The following is a 16,167-nucleotide window of genomic DNA, read 5'->3' on the forward strand; positions in this document are numbered from 1 at the left end:
ATGTCAAGGCATATTGCTGATATTTTCAGCTTTCCGCTTGACATACCCCTCCCCTGCCCGGTTATTTAATCCGCAATCCGATATAAATACCGTCTCAGACTTTGCTTTGATCGCGACTGGAAATCATGAAGACCGCAGACCCGGAACTGATGCGTGCGATCAATCGCCTGAACGTCCTCGACACCGTCCGTCGCCACGGGCCGATCTCGCGGGTGGAGATCACCGAAAGAACGCAGCTTTCCACGACAACCGTCTCCGCCATCACCGCATCGCTTCTGGATGATGGGCTGATTCTCTCACGGCATCTTGGAGATATTCGCACAGAAGGCGCACGGGGCCGACCCCGGGTGATGCTGGAACTCAACCCGGATGCGGCGCGCGTTGTGGGTGCGAAGATCGCGGCGAGCCGTATGGTTTTCGTGGTCACGGACTTCTGCGGCAATGTGCTGTCAACGCTTGCGCTGCCCATCCGCATCGACCGTCAGCCGATTGGCGTCATCGCAGATCTGATAGAGGATGGCGTGCGGCGCTGCGTGGTGGATGCCGGGCTGTCGCTGGAAGATGTCGATATGGTATGTCTCGGTCTGCCCGGCGTTATCGAACATCGCACCGGCAAAATCCGCTCCAGCCCGGTGCTGCGAGAAGTGAATATCGACTTTGCCGATGAGATGACGGCGCGTTTCGGCACACCGACCATCATCGAAAGCGATGCCCATGCCGTGACGCTCGGCCATCACTGGTTCGGCAAGGCACGCGACCTGGAAGATATGGTGCTGATCTCGCTGGAGCAGACATTGGGGCTTGGCGTGCTGCACCGGAACGATCTGTTTCGCGGTGCCGGTGGTCTCAGCCACAATCTCGGGGATCTTGTGCTGGTTGCCAGCCCGGAAGGGACCGTGCGGCTTGCGAGCCATGCCGGAGAGAATGCCATTTTAGGGTCACGGCATGCTGATGGGCGTTTTGCGGAGGCCATTCGGCTGGGCCGCGGCATGCAACATGCGCAGACGCTGGTGCTGGCGCAAGACAATGACCTCATTGCCGCAGCCGAGCGCGCGGGTGCGGCCATCGGGCTGACATTGGCCAATATCGTCACGCTGTTTGCGCCGCCACGGGTGATCATCGTTGGGTCCAGCCTGGAACTCGGCGCACCCTTCATCGACAGCATCCGCACCGCCTTCGAGACTTCCGTACCCCCTTCCCTGCAGGGTGTTGCGGAGCTTGTTTTTGATAAATCGAGCGACGAATTGTGGGCGCAGGGGGCGGCTGCCGTAGCACTTTACGAGCTTTATGAATCGCCGTGGAACACAACGGGTCCGGCTCTCTGAGGAGGGAGCGAATTCACATCATGACGGGAGAGAGAATATGAAGAAAGTCGGCATAGGCATCATCGGATGCGGCAATATTTCCGGTGCTTATCTAAAAGCGATGGCATCCTTTCCCATTCTGGACATTCGCGGCGTGGCCGACATGAATGCGGATATGGCAAAGGCCAAGGCCGAGGAGTTCAACCTCACAGCCCGGACAGTGGATGAGCTATTCGCTGACCCGGACATCGAAATCATCGTCAACCTGACAATCCCCAAGGCGCATGTCGAGGTGGCGTTGCGGGCGCTGGAAACGGGCAAGCACACCTATTCCGAAAAGCCGCTTGGCATCAATTTCGCGGAAGGTAAAAAACTTGCCGAAGCGGCCAAAGCGAAGAACCTGCGCATCGGCGCTGCCCCCGACACATTCCTCGGCGGCGGACATCAGACGGCCCGCACTCTGATCGACCAGGGCGTTCTCGGCATGCCCGTTGGCGGCACGGCGACCTTCATGTGCCCTGGCCATGAGCGCTGGCACCCCAACCCCGCCTTCTATTATGAGGTTGGCGGCGGGCCGATGCTGGATATGGGGCCGTATTACATCACCGACCTCGTCAACCTGTTCGGCCCGGTCGCCAAAGTCGCAGGCTTTGCCTTCTCGCCACGCACAGAACGGCTGATTACCAGCGAACCGCGCAATGGCGAAAAGATTCCGGTGCAGATTGCCACCCACGTAGCCGGCGCTTTGGCATTCCAGAACGGCGCTGTTGTGCAGGTCGGCATGAGCTTCGATGTGGCCGGGCACAAGCATGTGCCGCTGGAACTTTACGGCACCGAAGGCACGCTTATTGTGCCGGACCCCAACCATTTTGGTGGCGAAGTGCAGTTGCTGAAGAAGGGTGGCCAGTTCGAAAATCAGGACCTGTCATCGCCCTATGCGGATGGCAATTACCGCTCCATCGGCGTGGCGGATATGGCCCACGCCATCCGCTCCAACCGGCAGCACCGCGCCAATGGCGATCTCGCCTTGCATGTGCTTGAGGTGATGGAAGCGTTCCAGACCGCATCCGACACCGGCACGACCATCACCATCACCACTGCCGTCGATCGTCCAGCACCGCTGGCGGAATCGCTGGTTGACGGCCAGATCGGCAAATAATTTCAAGGAGGAATGAAATGCGTGAAGCACTGATAGTCTGGGGCGGATGGAGCGGTCACGAACCGCAGGAATGCTCTGTCATCATCAAGGATCTTCTGGAGGAAGAAGGTTTCAAGGTCTATGTCGAGCACAGCACCGAGGCCTTCGCGGACCCATCCGTACATGATCTGAGCCTCGTGGTGCCGATTGTCACCATGTCCAAGATCGAGAAGGAAGAGATCAAGAACCTTGCCGCCGCCGTCGAAAACGGCGTGGGCATTGCAGGTTACCACGGTGGCGCGGGTGACAGTTTCCGCGAATGCGTGGAATACCAGTTCATGATCGGCGGCCAATGGGTCGCGCATCCCGGCAACATCATCGATTACACGGTCAACATCACCAAGCCGGATGACCCTATCATGAAAGGGATCACCGACTTTCCCTATACGTCCGAACAGTATTATATGCATGTCGATCCATCCAACGAGGTGCTGGCGACGACCACCTTTACTGGTGATCATGCGCGGTGGATCGATGGCGTGGTGATGCCGGTGGCGTGGAAGCGGAACTACGGCAAGGGCCGTGTGTTCTATTCGGCGCTCGGCCATGTGGCGAAAGAGTTCGAGGTTCCGCAAATGCGGGAAATCTTCCGTCGTGGCGCAAACTGGGCCGCGCGGTAACGAAATCGGGACGGAAGATGCCGTCCCATACGTGGAGGTATCATGACAGGTCGCAACATCGTGCTGGTCGATCCGCTGCCGCGGACCCTTGAACTGATCATGGAGCCCGATGTTCGCGCGCGGCTGGAAAAGCTGGGTGAACTTGTCATTTCGGAAGATCGGCAGATGCCTCCGGAACAGGTGGATGCCCTTCTTCCCGATACCGTCCTGATCTTCGGCCAGACCGACATGCCGAAAGAGAGGCTGGATCGCGCGCCGAAGCTCAAGGCGATCATCAATGTGGAATCGAACTTCCTGCCGAATATCGACTATCAAGCCTGCGTCGAGCGCGGCATCTGGGTCATTACTCCCGCGTCCGCATTTTCTTCCCCGGTCGCTGAAGCCTCGCTTGGCATTGCGCTCGATCTGGCACGCGGCATAACCATGGCCGACCGCCAGTTTCGCGAGGGAACCGAGGAATATGGCCTTGCCGGGAACGTTGATACGTTCCGCTATGCCAGTGCACCTATCGGCATCATCGGCTTCGGGGATCTGGGGCGCGAATTGCGCGAGCTGACCCGCCCGTTCAAGAACACGGTCCATGTCTACGATCCATGGCTGCCGCAGGAAATCATCGAACGTCTGGACTGTATTCCGAGCACGCTGGACGAAGTCTTTTCCAAATCCCGCGTCGTTTATGTCTTCGCCAGCGTGACCAGCGAAAACCAGGGCTTTATCGGAAAACGCCAGTTCGATGCCATGCAGCCGGGCTCTGCCTTCCTGCTGATGAGCCGTGCTGCGGTGGTGGATTTTCCTGCGATGCTAGAGGCCGTCAAATCCGGCCACATTCGCGCTGCGACCGATGTCTTTCCCGATGAGCCAGTAGCGGCGGATGATCCGGTCCGTTCGATCCCCGGTCTGCTGCTTTCCGCGCACCGCACCGGCGGCACCCTCGATGCGTTCTACAGACTGGGCTCCATGGCAGTCGCAGACGCGGAGTTGATCATGAAAGGCCTGCCGCCGCAGCTTTGCCGCCGTGCCGATCCCGCCACGGCCAGCAGACTTCGCTCGAAGCCGGTCAGCGTTTCATAATTCAGTTCTCGTTTTGAAAAGCCGAGACTTTCGCAATCGTTACCCCTATCGTCGCCCCCTGAACTTTCAGGAGGCGATCAGGGAGCGATTATTCGCTCTGCGCGTTTTTGGAAGTCCGCATTTTTATTCCGCACACAGGCTCCGATGACAATTCTAGCATCTTATCTTTACCGGGACGGTAAACGCGCCGAAGAGGTACAACTGACCTCGACGGCATTTGAGGCCAAAGACGGCGAATTCGTCTGGATCGGACTGGTCGATCCAACCGCCGAGGAAATGTCCGATCTGAAAGCCATGTTCGGCCTGCACCCTCTGGCGGTCGAAGATGCACTCAATGGCAGACAGGTGCCCAAAGTCGATGTTTACGGCGACCAGCTTTTTGTGGTCGTCAAAACGGCCCATCTCGAAGGCGACAAGATTGCCTATGGCGAGACCTCTATCTTCGTCGGCTCCAACCACCTTATCTCTGTCAGACATGGCTCGGCGCGTGCGCACAAGGAATTGCGTGAGCAGCTCGAGCATTCGTCGAGGCTGCTACGGCAGGGGCCGGATTACGTGCTTCACGGCATCATCGACTTTGTCGTAGATGGTTACCTGCCCATGGTGGAAACGCTGGAAGACAAGGTTCTGGAGCTGGAAAAGCACATCCTGATGTCCTTGCTACAGCCGGAGCAGATCAGACGCATCTTCAGAATGCGACGGCAGGTCATCCGCTTTCAGCGCATCCTCGGCCCGATGGCGGAAGTCGTTGGCAAGCTGAGCCACCTCGAGCTTCCCTGCGTGGATGAAAATGTCCAACCGTTCTTCAAGGATGTTCACGATCACATAAGGCGTGTGGACGGTATGGTCAGCGGCTTGCGGGAAATCATGACGTCCGTTTTCGAGGCTTCGAATTTGCTCGAGCAGCAGCGGCAGGGCGCGATCACCCGGCAACTCGCCGCATGGGCCGCTATTTTGGCAGTGCCGACAGCCATTGCTGGCATCTACGGCATGAACTTCAAGAATATGCCCGAACTAGAGACCAGATATGGGTACTTCATCGTGCTCGCTGTCATTGCGACACTATGTTCGGTCTTGTACGTGCGCTTCAAAAAGGCTGGCTGGCTATAATGCCAGCCAGCCTGAATCTGCCTCCGACCATTTACTCCGCTTTTTCGGGAACTCTGCTCATCCCATCCGGTTAGGACGGTGCAGACAACAGAAAAATTTGGAGGAAACACAATGAAAAAATATCTTATCGGAACAGTCTTTGCGTTGAGCTTTGCATCCCTCGCGGTCGCGCAGGGAACGAGTGGCGGAACAGGATCTGGTGGCAATGGTGGATCGAACGCAGGTTCGGGCACGTCTGACGGTTCCACGAGCGGAACTGGAGCGGGCGGTACGACCGGAACAGGCTCCAACAACTCGGCAACCGGCACAGGTGCTGGCACAGGCGGCAACACCAATAACACCAACTGCGTTAATGGTGCAGCGTCGACACAGGGTAGCAACACCACAACGACCGGCACCACCGGTACCGCTTGCCCTAACTAAAGTAAGATAATTGCTATAACGCATCAAGCCGGGGACAAACCCCGGCTTTTTTGTTGGAAGATATCTGTACGATATCAGGCAATGCTGACCTGTGACCGTGGCTTAACGCCGAGAATGATGCCAATGGCGGCAATAGCCAGTACCAGGCCGCTGGTGCCGAAGACACTCGTGGCCCCGTTCAGGTCGTAAATGATCCCGCCGACGGCGGCACCCATGGCAATTGCGAACTGAATAGAGGCGACAAGCAGGCCGCCTGCACTTTCAGCTTCGTCGGGAATGGTGCGTGCCAGCCATGTCGACCAAGAGACCGGAACCGCACCAAACAGGAAGCCCCAGACGGCGACCATGACAGCGGCAATTGGCAGTGGTGGCTCCGTGGTGACGAGCAGCAGCGCAATCACCGCCATCAACAGCGGCAAGGCTGCGAGCGAAAACTTCAAGCTGCGGCTGATCAGCGATCCCGCCAACAATGTTCCAACGAAATTGGCAAGTCCGAATCCCAGAAGCAAGGCCGAAACCATTCCAATACCAGCGCCGATATCCGCCTCGAGATAAGGTCGAAGGTAGGTAAAGAAGGCGAAATGACCACCAAAGACCAGCGTTGCAGCCAAAAGCCCCAACGCAATACCGGGTCGCGCCAGCACGACACCGAGAGTTTTTACGCTGGTCGTGCCAGTCGGCGCAAGCTTCGGTAATGTCAGAAACTGCATGACGAAGGCGACGACACCCAGCAGTGCGGTCAAGACGAACACAGTACGCCAACCCGCAAGCTCACCCACGTAGCTGCCGACGGGAGCAGCAACGATGGTTGCCGCCGATACGCCGCTGAACACCATGGACAGTGCGCGCGGAATGCTGGCCGTTGGCACCAACCGAATGACGATGGCGGTCGACATGGCCCAGAAGCCTCCGAGAGCTACGCCCAAGAGCAGACGCCCGATCAACAGCACCGTCATTCCCGGAGCGGCAGCCACCATCAGGTTGGAAATGACCAGCAACGCAGAGAAGAACATCATCAGGTGCCGTCGGTCGATGCGTTGGGCGACGGAGGTGATCAGCAGACTGGCCACCATGCCGACAACGGCAGTAACCGTTACGGCCTGTCCAGCAGCACCTTCGGTAATACCCAGCTCGGCAGCAATGGGCGTCAGCAGACTTGCAGGCAAAAACTCGGCTGTCACAAGTCCGAAAACGCCCAACGCCATGGATGTTACCGCACCCCAGTTGGGCGCTTGCGGACTTGCGTCAGTGGAAACGCTATTAAAAGTCGGGTTCATAGTCGGGTCCTTTGGGAGGATGAGAATGCGCTGACCATAAACTGGACTTTCCGGACTTTCTATGCCACATAATCCGCCATGCTTGATCAAAAGTCCGAAAATCGATTATTGCCTGATCCTGATCTCATCAGTGAATTGCTGATGGGCATGCGCCTTGTCGGGCTGGACTACCGTCGAATAGAAGCGACAGCGCCGTTTGGTTTGAGTTTTGGCGAGGTCGAAGGACGTGCGCAGTTTCATTTCGTAGCATGCGGCCCGGTCTATTTGCGATCACCTGCCGGAACACTCCATACCATGAATACGGGCGATGCTGTTCTGTTGCCGCGTGGTGGCGCGCATTCGCTGATCTCCAGTCCTGACATCCCCTGCAAGAACATCCGGTCGCTCGATGCTGCGCCGCTTTGCAACTCCGTCACTGATATCAAGGCTTGCAATCCAGATATACCCAACGAAAAACGCGTTTTGATTTTTAGTGGCTGCATGGAGTTCGACCTGGGCGGCCTGCATCCTCTGGTCGGTCTTATGCCGGAAGTCATGTTCGTCGACACCCTCATCACCCGTTACCCGGAACTCTTGCCGATGCTGGAGGCCATGGAGCGGGAAACGAGACAGGAAAGAGCTGGTTTCGCAGGCATTCTTGCCCGACTGGCAGACGTGGTTGCCGCCTTTATCGTGCGGGCGTGGGTGGAGTGCGGCTGCGGTGATTCCTCGGGCTGGATTGCAGCCTTGCGTGATCCTCGTCTTGGCCGCGTTATTCTGGCCATTCACAACAATCCCGGCCATGACTGGTCCCTCGCAGAACTCGCCAACCAGATGGGTGCGTCACGCTCCGTCTTTGCCGAACGTTTTCTGGAGGTCACCGGCATCACGCCGCTGCGCTATCTGACGGAATTGCGCATGCGCCTTGCTTCGCAATGGATCGGCAAGGAACATATGCCGATTGAAACCGCGGCCATCAAACTCGGCTATGGATCTCAAGCCGCTTTTAGCCGCGCCTTCAAACGCATTATCGGGCACCCGCCGGGATCGCTGACAGCCCGAGGAAGCATGGACCGAATGGTCCGCGCTGACATCGGCTAACCTTCAACGTGTTGGTTACCTGTGGCTCTTTGGAGCGGCAGTTCGTCCGATCTTATTCGTGAAAGTAACACCGGTTTTGGTTGTGCAAGTATCGCAGGCTCCATATCTTGCCGCCAGCGGTCGTAAAAAATATGCGTCCAATTCGGGAGGTAAAGCGTTACCGTCTGCGCAGATGGCAAACGCTGATTGAACAGGAGAAATGGATGTCAGGTGATAAGACGGTGAAGGACTGGCAGGGACTTGCCGAAAAAGAACTGAAACGTTCACCCGAAAGCCTGGTTTGGCATACGCCTGAGGGCATTGATGTAAAGCCGCTTTATACCGCCGATGACGTAAAAGACATTCCGCATCTCGACACCTTACCGGGTTTCAAACCGTTCATGCGTGGACCACGCGCCACGATGTATGCGGGCCGTCCGTGGACCATCCGCCAATATGCTGGTTTCTCCACGGCAGAAGAATCCAACGCTTTTTACAAACGGAATCTCGCCGCGGGCCAAAAAGGGCTTTCCGTTGCTTTCGATTTGGCCACTCACCGCGGATATGACAGCGATCACGAACGTGTCGTCGGCGATGTCGGAAAAGCGGGCGTCGCTATCGATAGCGTTGAAGATATGAAAGTGCTCTTCGACGGTATTCCGCTTAAGGACATGTCCGTTTCCATGACGATGAACGGTGCCGTCATCCCAATTCTCGCCAGTTTCATTGTGGCCGGAGAGGAGCAAGGCTGCTCGAAAGCTGAACTTTCCGGCACTATCCAGAACGACATTCTCAAAGAATTCATGGTGCGCAACACCTATATCTACCCACCTGAACCTTCGATGCGCATCATCGCCGATATCATCGAATACACTGCCAAGGAAATGCCGCGCTTCAATTCGATCTCGATCTCCGGCTACCACATGCAGGAAGCGGGTGCGACGCTGGTACAGGAACTGGCCTTCACTCTGGCAGATGGCCGCGAATATGTTCGCGCAGCCCTGAAAAAGGGGCTGAATATCGATGACTTCGCTGGCCGCCTTTCTTTCTTCTTCGCCATCGGCATGAATTTCTTTATGGAAGCGGCAAAACTGCGCGCCGCCCGTCTTTTATGGTCGCGCATCATGGAAGAGTTCGAGCCGCAAAAAGCATCATCGATGATGTTGCGAACCCATTGCCAGACCTCCGGGGTGTCGTTGCAGGAGCAAGACCCGTATAACAACGTCATCCGTACCGCTTATGAGGCCCTGTCTGCTGTTCTCGGCGGCACGCAATCGCTTCACACCAATGCGCTGGACGAAGCCATGGCATTGCCGACGGACTTTTCCGCCCGCATCGCTCGCAACACCCAGCTCATTCTCCAGCACGAAACCGGCGTCACGAAGGTGGTTGATCCGCTCGCAGGCTCCTATTACGTCGAAAGTCTGACGAATGAACTGGCTGAAAAAGCCTGGGCGTTGATCGAAGAGGTCGAGGCGCTTGGCGGCATGACTAAGGCTGTCGATGACGGCTTGCCGAAAAGGCTGATTGAGGAGGCAGCGACCAGGCGACAGGCCGCCGTCGACCGCGGTGAGGAAATCATCGTTGGCGTCAACAAATTCCGCCTGCAAAACGAAGATCCCATCGATATTCTCGACATCGATAACAGCGCAGTTCGTGCCGGGCAAATCAAGCGGCTTGAAACCGTGCGCCGTCAACGCGACCCGAAAGCAGTCGAAAATGCGCTTGCTGTTTTGACGGAAGTTGCCCGCAGTGGTAACGGCAATTTGCTGGAAGCGGCCGTCGAAGCAGCCCGCGCCCGCGCAACGGTGGGTGAGATTTCCGACGCATTGCGCGTTGTTTTCGGCGACCACACTGCGGTGCCGGAAGTTGTGCATGATGTCTATGGCGCCGCCTACGAGGACGACCCGGAATATGCAACGTTATGCACACGTCTCGGCGAGCTCTCTGCCGCTGTCGGCACCCAACCGCGCATGCTGATCGCCAAATTGGGACAGGATGGCCATGACCGCGGGGCGAAGATCATCGCCTCGGCCTTCGGCGATATTGGTTTCGATGTGGTCGCAGGCCCCTTGTTTCAAACGCCGGAAGAGGCGGCAGACCTTGCCGTTGAAAACAAGGTCCATGTCGTCGGCATGTCGTCACTGGCAGCCGGCCACAAGACGCTAGCCCCGCAACTGGTACAGGCGCTAAAGGCAAAGGGGGCTGAGAACGTCATCGTCATCGTTGGCGGCGTGGTGCCAAGACAAGACTATCAGTTTCTGCTCGACAATGGCGTCGCCGCCGTCTTCGGACCGGGCACCAACGTGCTGGAAGCAGCCCGTGCGGTCATCGATCTGATGCAGGGACGCCTTAGAAACGCTTGACGTTTCAAGGCTTGGCGGCCTTTCGAGGTTGCCAAGTCCGCTTACTCAAATACTTCAGCACGGCGTCTCAACCAAACACATGCGCCGCCTCTGGATCGAACGCGATATGCACGTTCTCACCGCGACTGAGGCCTGTGATGGCCTCATGCCCGAAGGGCAAACGGACGGAGAGGGGCTCGCCGGTGGACAGCTCCGTGGAAACATGGATGTTGTTGCCGAGAAAGGTGATGTCGTTCACGGTTACGGGGAAGCTGTTTTCGGTCTGTATACGAGAGAGACGCACGCGTTCGGGGCGCAGCATCAGAGCCGCCTTTGCGCCCAGCTTTACATCTCCATGAACCGGAATCTGGCTGACGATGGCTTGGCTGCCAAGCGCTACCGTTGCACGACCCGATGACGTGGAAACAAGATCGCAGGAGAGGAAATTGCTGTCTCCGATGAATTCCGCGACGAAACGCGTGCGCGGATCGGCGTAGAGTTCGGGGCCGGTGCCGATCTGGTCGATCACACCTTTCGAGAACACGGCGATACGGTCGGATAGCCGTAGCGCTTCTTCCTGATCATGGGTGACATAGAGTATCGTGACTTCCGTTTGCTGATGGATGCGACGAATTTCGTGCTGAATTTCCTCACGCAGCTTTTTATCGAGGGCCGACAAAGGTTCATCCATCAACAGAATTGGCGGATCGTAGGCAAGAGCCCGAGCAAGCGCCACGCGTTGCTGCTGCCCCCCTGACATTTGCGCGGGTTTGCGGTTCTCAAAGCCTTCCAGCCGCACCAACCGCAGCATTTCCTTGACTTTGGCGTTTATCGTTGCCTTCGGCAGACGGCGAACTTTCAAGGGAAAAGCGATGTTCTCGCCGACCGACAGATGCGGAAACAGCGTGTATCGCTGAAACACCATGCCGATGTTACGCTTGTGCGAGGGGGTGGACAGAATGGACTTTCCGTCCAGCAAGATGTCACCCGCAGTCGGGTCTTCGAACCCTGCCACGATATAAAGCGTCGTGCTTTTGCCCGAGCCGGATGGTCCGAGGAATGTCAGAAACTCACCGCGCTCCACCTGCAAATCGACGTTCTGAACAGCCACAACCGGGCCATACTGCTTTTTGATGCCTTTGATCTCGAGGAACGGTTTCGTCATGATTTCAGTCCCTTGCGCACGAGCGCAAACAGCGCCATCAAAATTACGGTCAGCAGAATGAGGAGTGTGGAGGCCGCAGCGACGACAGGTGTCAGGTCCTGCCGCAATGTGGACCAGACCTTTACCGGCAGGGTCTGGAGAGTCGGGCTGGACATGAAGATCGCCACCACCACCTCATCCCACGAGGTCAGAAACGAAAAGATCGCTGCGGAAAACAGGCCATGGCTAATGGCTGGCAATGTAACCCTGATCTTGGCCTCCAACGGCGAAGCGCCACACAATACCGCGGCATCCTCGATAGACTTGTCGAACCCTTCAAGGGCCTTCGTAATCGACAGAATCGAGAATGGCAGTGCCAGTACCAGATGCGAAATGAGGAAACCCAGCATCGTGCCGTTGAGGCCGATCTGCAAGAAAAACGCATAGAGACCGACGGCAAGCACCACAACCGGCAGGATCATCGGCGTCATGAACAGCGCTCTCAGCGCCTCCCGAAACATGAACTTTCCGCGCACGAGGCCAAAAGATGTGACGAGGCCGAGCAGCACCGACAGGACGGTGACGATGGCGGCAATCTTGAAGCTCGTCCACGCCGACTCGAGCCAGCGAGGATCGGCAAAGAAATCGGCGTACCATTTCAACGTCCAGCCCGCCGGCGGAAAGATCAGCCATTGCGAGGAGCCGAATGACAAGGCGGCAATGAACAGGATAGGCAACAGCAGGAATGCCGCCGTCAGCAGAGTGATACCGAGCAGCGCATATTTCCACCAGCCGAGGCGTGAGAAATTCAGAAGCATCAGCGATCTCCCAAACGTTGATCGCCGAAGAAACGAAGCTGCACGGCATAAAGCGCCAGCGTAACGACCAGCAACACCAAAGCGGCCGCGCCACCCATGCCCCAATTGACCAGCGATTGGACGAATTGCGCGATGAGTTCTGCGAGCATCATGTTGGACGTGCCGCCGAGCAGAGCGGGCGTGACGAAATATCCAAGCGACATGACGAAGACCATCAGGGCACCTGCGGCCATGCCAGGAATGGAAAGCGGCAAAAGCACCCGCATCAAAGCCTGGCCTCGATTTGCGCCGCAAAGCGCCGCCGCCTGCAAGATGGCAGGGTCGATCTTGCGGATGACCCCGTAAAGCGGAAGGATGATGAAGGGCAGCATGATATAAGTCATGCCGATGGTGACGCCGACCAGATTATTGACCAGAGCCAGAGGCTTGTCGATCAGCCCCATGCCGATCAGAATCTTGTTGACGAGGCCGGTGCGTTGCAAAAGCACCATCCATGCATAGGTACGTGCCAGCAAGTTCGTCCACATCGACAAAAGCAGAATTGCGAAGATGACGGAGGCAAGCCTGCCGGGCATGATTGCCAGCGCCCACGCCACCGGAAAGCCGATGAGCAGCGAGATGACCGTGACCACCGCTGACACCAGGAAGGTGTTGACAAATATTTTCAGATAGGTCGATGATCCCAGCAGAGCGACATAATTCGAAAGCCCAAGTTGCGGCTCCGTCACACTGCGCATCAACAGCGCCACCACCGGCACGACGAAAAACAGCGTCAGGTAGACCAGCGCTGGCAGTGTCCACCGCATGCCGCTCGGCCTCTTATATTGCACTGTCGTGTCCATGGTTGAAGCCTTTGTCGGTGATGGCATCAAAATTTCCGTTGCCGGCTGTAGCCGCCAATTAAACGGCTACAGCATGTCACAAGGTTCAGCTTACTTGGCCTGCCATGCGTACCAGCGCTCGCCGATGGCATCGCGGTTATCGGCCCAGTAGCTCATGTCGGCATTGACCTGGCTTGCGGTCTGCTGGTCAGGCAAGGTCTTGGCGACCTCAGCATCCATCAGCTTGGCGGATTCTATGTTGACAGGAGCGTAACCCGTGGCCTTGGCCATATCGGCCTGCGCCGGCGCCGACGTTGCCAATGCGATAAACTGCATGGCCGCTTCCTTGTTCTTTGCGCCCTTTGGAACCACCAGAGAGTCAGCCGCGGTAATATTCTGCTCCCAGGATGTCTCGGCATTGACGCCGCTGCTCTTGAGCGCGGTCATACGACCATTCCAGACACTGCCGAACGGTGCTTCGGCAGATGCCAGAAGCTGCTGTGACTGCGCGCCACCGGACCACCAGACAATATCAGACTTGATGGTATCGAGCTTCTTGAAGGCGCGATCGAGATCCAGCGGATAGAGTTTGTCGGCGGGAACGCCATCTGCCAGCAAGGCGGCTTCGATGACGCCGGGTGCCGACCACTTATAGAATGTGCGTTTGCCAGGAAACTTTGCCGTGTCGAAAAGATCCGACCAAGACTTCGGGCAGGCCTCGACTGCATCGGCGTTGCAGCCGATGACAAAGGAATAATAAAAGCTGCCAACGGAATAATCCGTGACGAAGCGTGGGTCGAGCTTCGACTTGTCGATGACCGAAAAATCCAGCTTTTCGAGCATCCCGCCCTTTCCGGCCTGGGCTGCATAGTCACCCTCGACATCGACTACATCCCAGGTCACACCCTTGGCTTCCACCATGGCTTTGATCTTGCCGTAGTCGGTCGGTCCGTCCTGTAAAACCTTGATGCCGGTCTTTTCGGTGAATTTATCGGCCCATGCGGCCTTCTGTGCGTCCTGCGTCGTTCCACCCCAGCTCGAAAAGACGATATCGGCAGCAAAAACCGGTACCGATGCGGAGAGCGTTGCAGCAAAGGCCGCCAATGCGAATGTAATTTTCATGTTCCCGTACTCCTTGTTTTATTAGAGCTTTTTATGCGTATGCTTGATGCCTATGCCTTCGGCACGCTGCCTCCCAAGGGAGAGAAACGAGCTGGTTTCATGATCTTGTTTTCAGCGACCTCTATCAGGTCGCGAATTTTGGGCAGAAAGGCCTGCCATGCGGGGTCCGCCATCAGCGCAGCACGGCGCTTTTCCCGGTCATCAAGACTGGTGAAACCCCAGATGTGAACGATCTCGTTGATGGTGCCGATTTCGCTGAAGAAATAGCCGACCAGCTCACCCAGATGCGATTTCTGGATATCGATGCCCTCCTTCTCGACCACGTCGAGATAGGCCGGAATCGCTCCGTTCTTCAGTCGATAGGTGCGGATTTCATAAAACATCGCCATCACCGCATCACGAAGGGATCAGGGATGGGATCGTCGGACGTGCGCAGCCAGATGGTTTTGGTGCGCGTATAATCCATCACCGCTGCCATGCCGCCTTCACGTCCATGGCCGGACATGCCGAAGCCGCCGAAAGGCGCGATGGGGGAAACGGCGCGGTAGGTATTAACCCAGACGACGCCTGCCCGGATGCCCTTCATCAGGCGATGCGCACACGTGAGGTTCTGCGTGAAAATGCCGGAGGCGAGGCCAAACAGCGTATCGTTGGCGAGGCGCAATGCCTCCTCTTCCGTTTCGAAAGACACTACAGACAGCACGGGACCGAAAAACTCATGGACCAACGAAGGAGAAGCAACGCCGTCGCAATCCAAGATCGTCGGCTGGTAATAGAACCCCTCGCCTTCGATGGCCTTGCCACCGGTGACGAGTGTGGCACCCGCATCGATGGAGCGCCCAACAAGATCGATAATACCTTCACGCTGACGACTGGTTGCTAGCGGACCAACCTCGGTTGCCATATCCAGCGGCGCGCCGATACGGATCGCCTCTGCCTTCGCTTTCAACAACGCAACGAACTGGTCCTTGACGCTTTTCTCTACGATAAGCCGCGAACCGGCAACGCAGCTCTGGCCGGTGGCTGCGAAAATACCTGCCACCTGCGCATTGGCGGCACTTTCCAGATCAGCATCGGCAAAGACAATGAAGGGTGATTTGCCGCCCAGCTCCAGCGATGTGGATGCAAGGTTTTCCGCAGAATTGCGCACCACATGGCGTGCCGTTTCCGGGCCGCCGGTAAAGGCCACATGTGCCACTTTCGGATGCCGCCCCAATGCCGAGCCGCAGGAGGGACCGAAGCCGGTCAGGATATTGACGACACCTGGCGGGAAGCCTGCCTCATGAATAAGCCGGGCCAGTTCCAAAAGCGGTGCTGGGCCATCTTCCGATGCCTTGACCACCATCGTGCAACCAGCCGCCAGTGCAGGTCCGACCTTAACGGCAGACAGAAACAGCTGGCTGTTCCATGGCACGACCATGGCAACGACGCCGACCGGTTCACGCCGCAGCCAGACATCCATATCTGGCTTGTCGATGGGCAGGTACGAACCTTCGATCTTGTCGGCGAGGCCCGCATAGTAGCGGTAATAATCAGCCACGTAAGCGATCTGGGCCGAGGTCTCGCGGATGATTTTTCCGGTATCGCGTGTTTCCAGCTCCGCCAGTTTTTGCGCATTCGCGGCGACCAGATCAGCCAGTCTATACAGCAGCTTACCGCGCTGGGTGGCGGTCAGCTTGTACCATGGGCCTTCGTAAAGGGCGGCGTGGGCGGCAGAAACAGCGCGATCGACATCACCTTCACGCGCTTCCGGTATGGTCGCCCACACCTGCCCGGTCGCCGGATCGAGGCTGTCGAAGCGTGCTTCCCCATCCAGAAACTGTCCGTCGATGTAGTGCTGGAAGTGCTGCATGAT

At 57.3% G+C, this 16,167-nt stretch carries 14 protein-coding genes and 1 pseudogene; 8 read left to right on the plus strand and 7 right to left on the minus strand.

Annotation, left to right across the window (positions count from 1 at the left end; genetic code table 11):
- The first annotated feature begins 125 nt into the window (after nucleotides 1-125).
- The 6 genes from DSM25558_RS10195 (at nucleotide 126) to DSM25558_RS10220 (ending at nucleotide 5,726) form a co-directional block, all read left to right on the plus strand.
- On the plus strand, nucleotides 126-1,325 hold the full coding sequence (locus DSM25558_RS10195; protein ID WP_077104363.1) for an ROK family transcriptional regulator: 1,200 nt from the start codon (nucleotides 126-128) through the stop codon (nucleotides 1,323-1,325).
- A 37-nt stretch (nucleotides 1,326-1,362) separates the two neighbouring features.
- Complete coding sequence (locus DSM25558_RS10200) at nucleotides 1,363-2,463, plus strand: Gfo/Idh/MocA family protein (protein WP_077104365.1); 1,101 nt, start codon at nucleotides 1,363-1,365, stop codon at nucleotides 2,461-2,463.
- A 17-nt stretch (nucleotides 2,464-2,480) separates the two neighbouring features.
- Entirely contained in the window at nucleotides 2,481-3,122 is a 642-nt protein-coding gene (locus DSM25558_RS10205) for a ThuA domain-containing protein (RefSeq protein ID WP_077104366.1), read from the plus strand.
- A gap of 42 nt (nucleotides 3,123-3,164) precedes the next feature.
- Nucleotides 3,165-4,193, plus strand: a complete 1,029-nt coding sequence (locus DSM25558_RS10210) for a hydroxyacid dehydrogenase (RefSeq protein WP_077104368.1) — start codon at nucleotides 3,165-3,167, stop codon at nucleotides 4,191-4,193.
- Nucleotides 4,194-4,337: 144 nt separating this feature from the next.
- Complete coding sequence (gene corA, locus DSM25558_RS10215) at nucleotides 4,338-5,303, plus strand: magnesium/cobalt transporter CorA (RefSeq protein WP_077104370.1); 966 nt, start codon at nucleotides 4,338-4,340, stop codon at nucleotides 5,301-5,303.
- A gap of 111 nt (nucleotides 5,304-5,414) precedes the next feature.
- Nucleotides 5,415-5,726, plus strand: coding sequence for a hypothetical protein (locus DSM25558_RS10220; protein WP_077104371.1), 312 nt, complete (start codon nucleotides 5,415-5,417; stop codon nucleotides 5,724-5,726).
- Between the two features lie 74 nt (nucleotides 5,727-5,800).
- Here the strand turns inward: DSM25558_RS10220 and DSM25558_RS10225 are convergent, their stop codons facing one another.
- Entirely contained in the window at nucleotides 5,801-7,003 is a 1,203-nt protein-coding gene (locus tag DSM25558_RS10225; RefSeq protein WP_077104373.1) for an MFS transporter, read from the minus strand.
- Between the two features lie 78 nt (nucleotides 7,004-7,081).
- Here DSM25558_RS10225 and DSM25558_RS10230 point away from each other — a divergent pair, with 78 nt between their 5' ends.
- Both DSM25558_RS10230 and scpA read left to right on the plus strand, forming a co-directional pair.
- Entirely contained in the window at nucleotides 7,082-8,083 is a 1,002-nt protein-coding gene (locus DSM25558_RS10230; protein WP_077104374.1) for an AraC family transcriptional regulator, read from the plus strand.
- Nucleotides 8,084-8,286: 203 nt separating this feature from the next.
- Entirely contained in the window at nucleotides 8,287-10,428 is a 2,142-nt protein-coding gene (gene scpA / locus DSM25558_RS10235) for a methylmalonyl-CoA mutase (RefSeq protein WP_077104376.1), read from the plus strand.
- 67 nt (nucleotides 10,429-10,495) lie between these two features.
- Here the strand turns inward: scpA and DSM25558_RS10240 are convergent, their stop codons facing one another.
- The 6 genes and pseudogenes from DSM25558_RS10240 to DSM25558_RS10265 all read right to left on the minus strand — a co-directional run bounded on the left by DSM25558_RS10240 (nucleotide 10,496) and on the right by DSM25558_RS10265 (nucleotide 16,164).
- Complete coding sequence (locus DSM25558_RS10240; protein ID WP_077104378.1) at nucleotides 10,496-11,572, minus strand: ABC transporter ATP-binding protein; 1,077 nt, start codon at nucleotides 11,570-11,572, stop codon at nucleotides 10,496-10,498.
- Nucleotides 11,569-12,369: an ABC transporter permease gene (locus DSM25558_RS10245; protein ID WP_077104380.1), complete on the minus strand. Its 801-nt coding sequence runs from the start codon at nucleotides 12,367-12,369 to the stop codon at nucleotides 11,569-11,571. The genes DSM25558_RS10240 and DSM25558_RS10245 overlap by 4 nt, the downstream gene beginning before the upstream one ends.
- A pseudogene (locus DSM25558_RS10250) lies at nucleotides 12,369-13,139 on the minus strand (ABC transporter permease); the annotation flags it as partial. The gene DSM25558_RS10245 and the pseudogene DSM25558_RS10250, both read right to left, overlap by 1 nt.
- A 162-nt stretch (nucleotides 13,140-13,301) precedes the next feature.
- Entirely contained in the window at nucleotides 13,302-14,312 is a 1,011-nt protein-coding gene (locus tag DSM25558_RS10255; RefSeq protein WP_077104384.1) for an ABC transporter substrate-binding protein, read from the minus strand.
- A gap of 50 nt (nucleotides 14,313-14,362) precedes the next feature.
- Nucleotides 14,363-14,695 (minus strand): NIPSNAP family protein, encoded by a 333-nt coding sequence (locus DSM25558_RS10260; RefSeq protein WP_077104524.1) that lies wholly within the window; start codon nucleotides 14,693-14,695, stop codon nucleotides 14,363-14,365.
- A gap of 5 nt (nucleotides 14,696-14,700) precedes the next feature.
- Nucleotides 14,701-16,164 (minus strand): aldehyde dehydrogenase, encoded by a 1,464-nt coding sequence (locus DSM25558_RS10265; protein WP_077104385.1) that lies wholly within the window; start codon nucleotides 16,162-16,164, stop codon nucleotides 14,701-14,703.
- Nucleotides 16,165-16,167 lie beyond the last annotated feature (3 nt).

Origin of the sequence: Agrobacterium sp. DSM 25558, assembly GCF_900100825.1 — a bacterium.
Classification (GTDB): domain Bacteria; phylum Pseudomonadota; class Alphaproteobacteria; order Rhizobiales; family Rhizobiaceae; genus Agrobacterium.

Bases quoted from the DNA above. Each gene is read 5' to 3' on its own strand.
- DSM25558_RS10195 (WP_077104363.1), top strand. From the start codon at position 126: ATGAAGACCGCAGACCCGGAACTGATGCGTGCGATCAATCGCCTGAAC.
- DSM25558_RS10200 (WP_077104365.1), top strand. From the start codon at position 1,363: ATGAAGAAAGTCGGCATAGGCATCATCGGATGCGGCAATATTTCCGGT.
- DSM25558_RS10205 (WP_077104366.1), top strand. From the start codon at position 2,481: ATGCGTGAAGCACTGATAGTCTGGGGCGGATGGAGCGGTCACGAACCG.
- DSM25558_RS10210 (WP_077104368.1), top strand. From the start codon at position 3,165: ATGACAGGTCGCAACATCGTGCTGGTCGATCCGCTGCCGCGGACCCTT.
- corA (WP_077104370.1), top strand. From the start codon at position 4,338: ATGACAATTCTAGCATCTTATCTTTACCGGGACGGTAAACGCGCCGAA.
- DSM25558_RS10220 (WP_077104371.1), top strand. From the start codon at position 5,415: ATGAAAAAATATCTTATCGGAACAGTCTTTGCGTTGAGCTTTGCATCC.
- DSM25558_RS10225 (WP_077104373.1), bottom strand. From the start codon at position 7,003: ATGAACCCGACTTTTAATAGCGTTTCCACTGACGCAAGTCCGCAAGCG.
- DSM25558_RS10230 (WP_077104374.1), top strand. From the start codon at position 7,082: ATGCTTGATCAAAAGTCCGAAAATCGATTATTGCCTGATCCTGATCTC.
- scpA (WP_077104376.1), top strand. From the start codon at position 8,287: ATGTCAGGTGATAAGACGGTGAAGGACTGGCAGGGACTTGCCGAAAAA.
- DSM25558_RS10240 (WP_077104378.1), bottom strand. From the start codon at position 11,572: ATGACGAAACCGTTCCTCGAGATCAAAGGCATCAAAAAGCAGTATGGC.
- DSM25558_RS10245 (WP_077104380.1), bottom strand. From the start codon at position 12,369: ATGCTTCTGAATTTCTCACGCCTCGGCTGGTGGAAATATGCGCTGCTC.
- DSM25558_RS10255 (WP_077104384.1), bottom strand. From the start codon at position 14,312: ATGAAAATTACATTCGCATTGGCGGCCTTTGCTGCAACGCTCTCCGCA.
- DSM25558_RS10260 (WP_077104524.1), bottom strand. From the start codon at position 14,695: ATGTTTTATGAAATCCGCACCTATCGACTGAAGAACGGAGCGATTCCG.
- DSM25558_RS10265 (WP_077104385.1), bottom strand. From the start codon at position 16,164: ATGCAGCACTTCCAGCACTACATCGACGGACAGTTTCTGGATGGGGAA.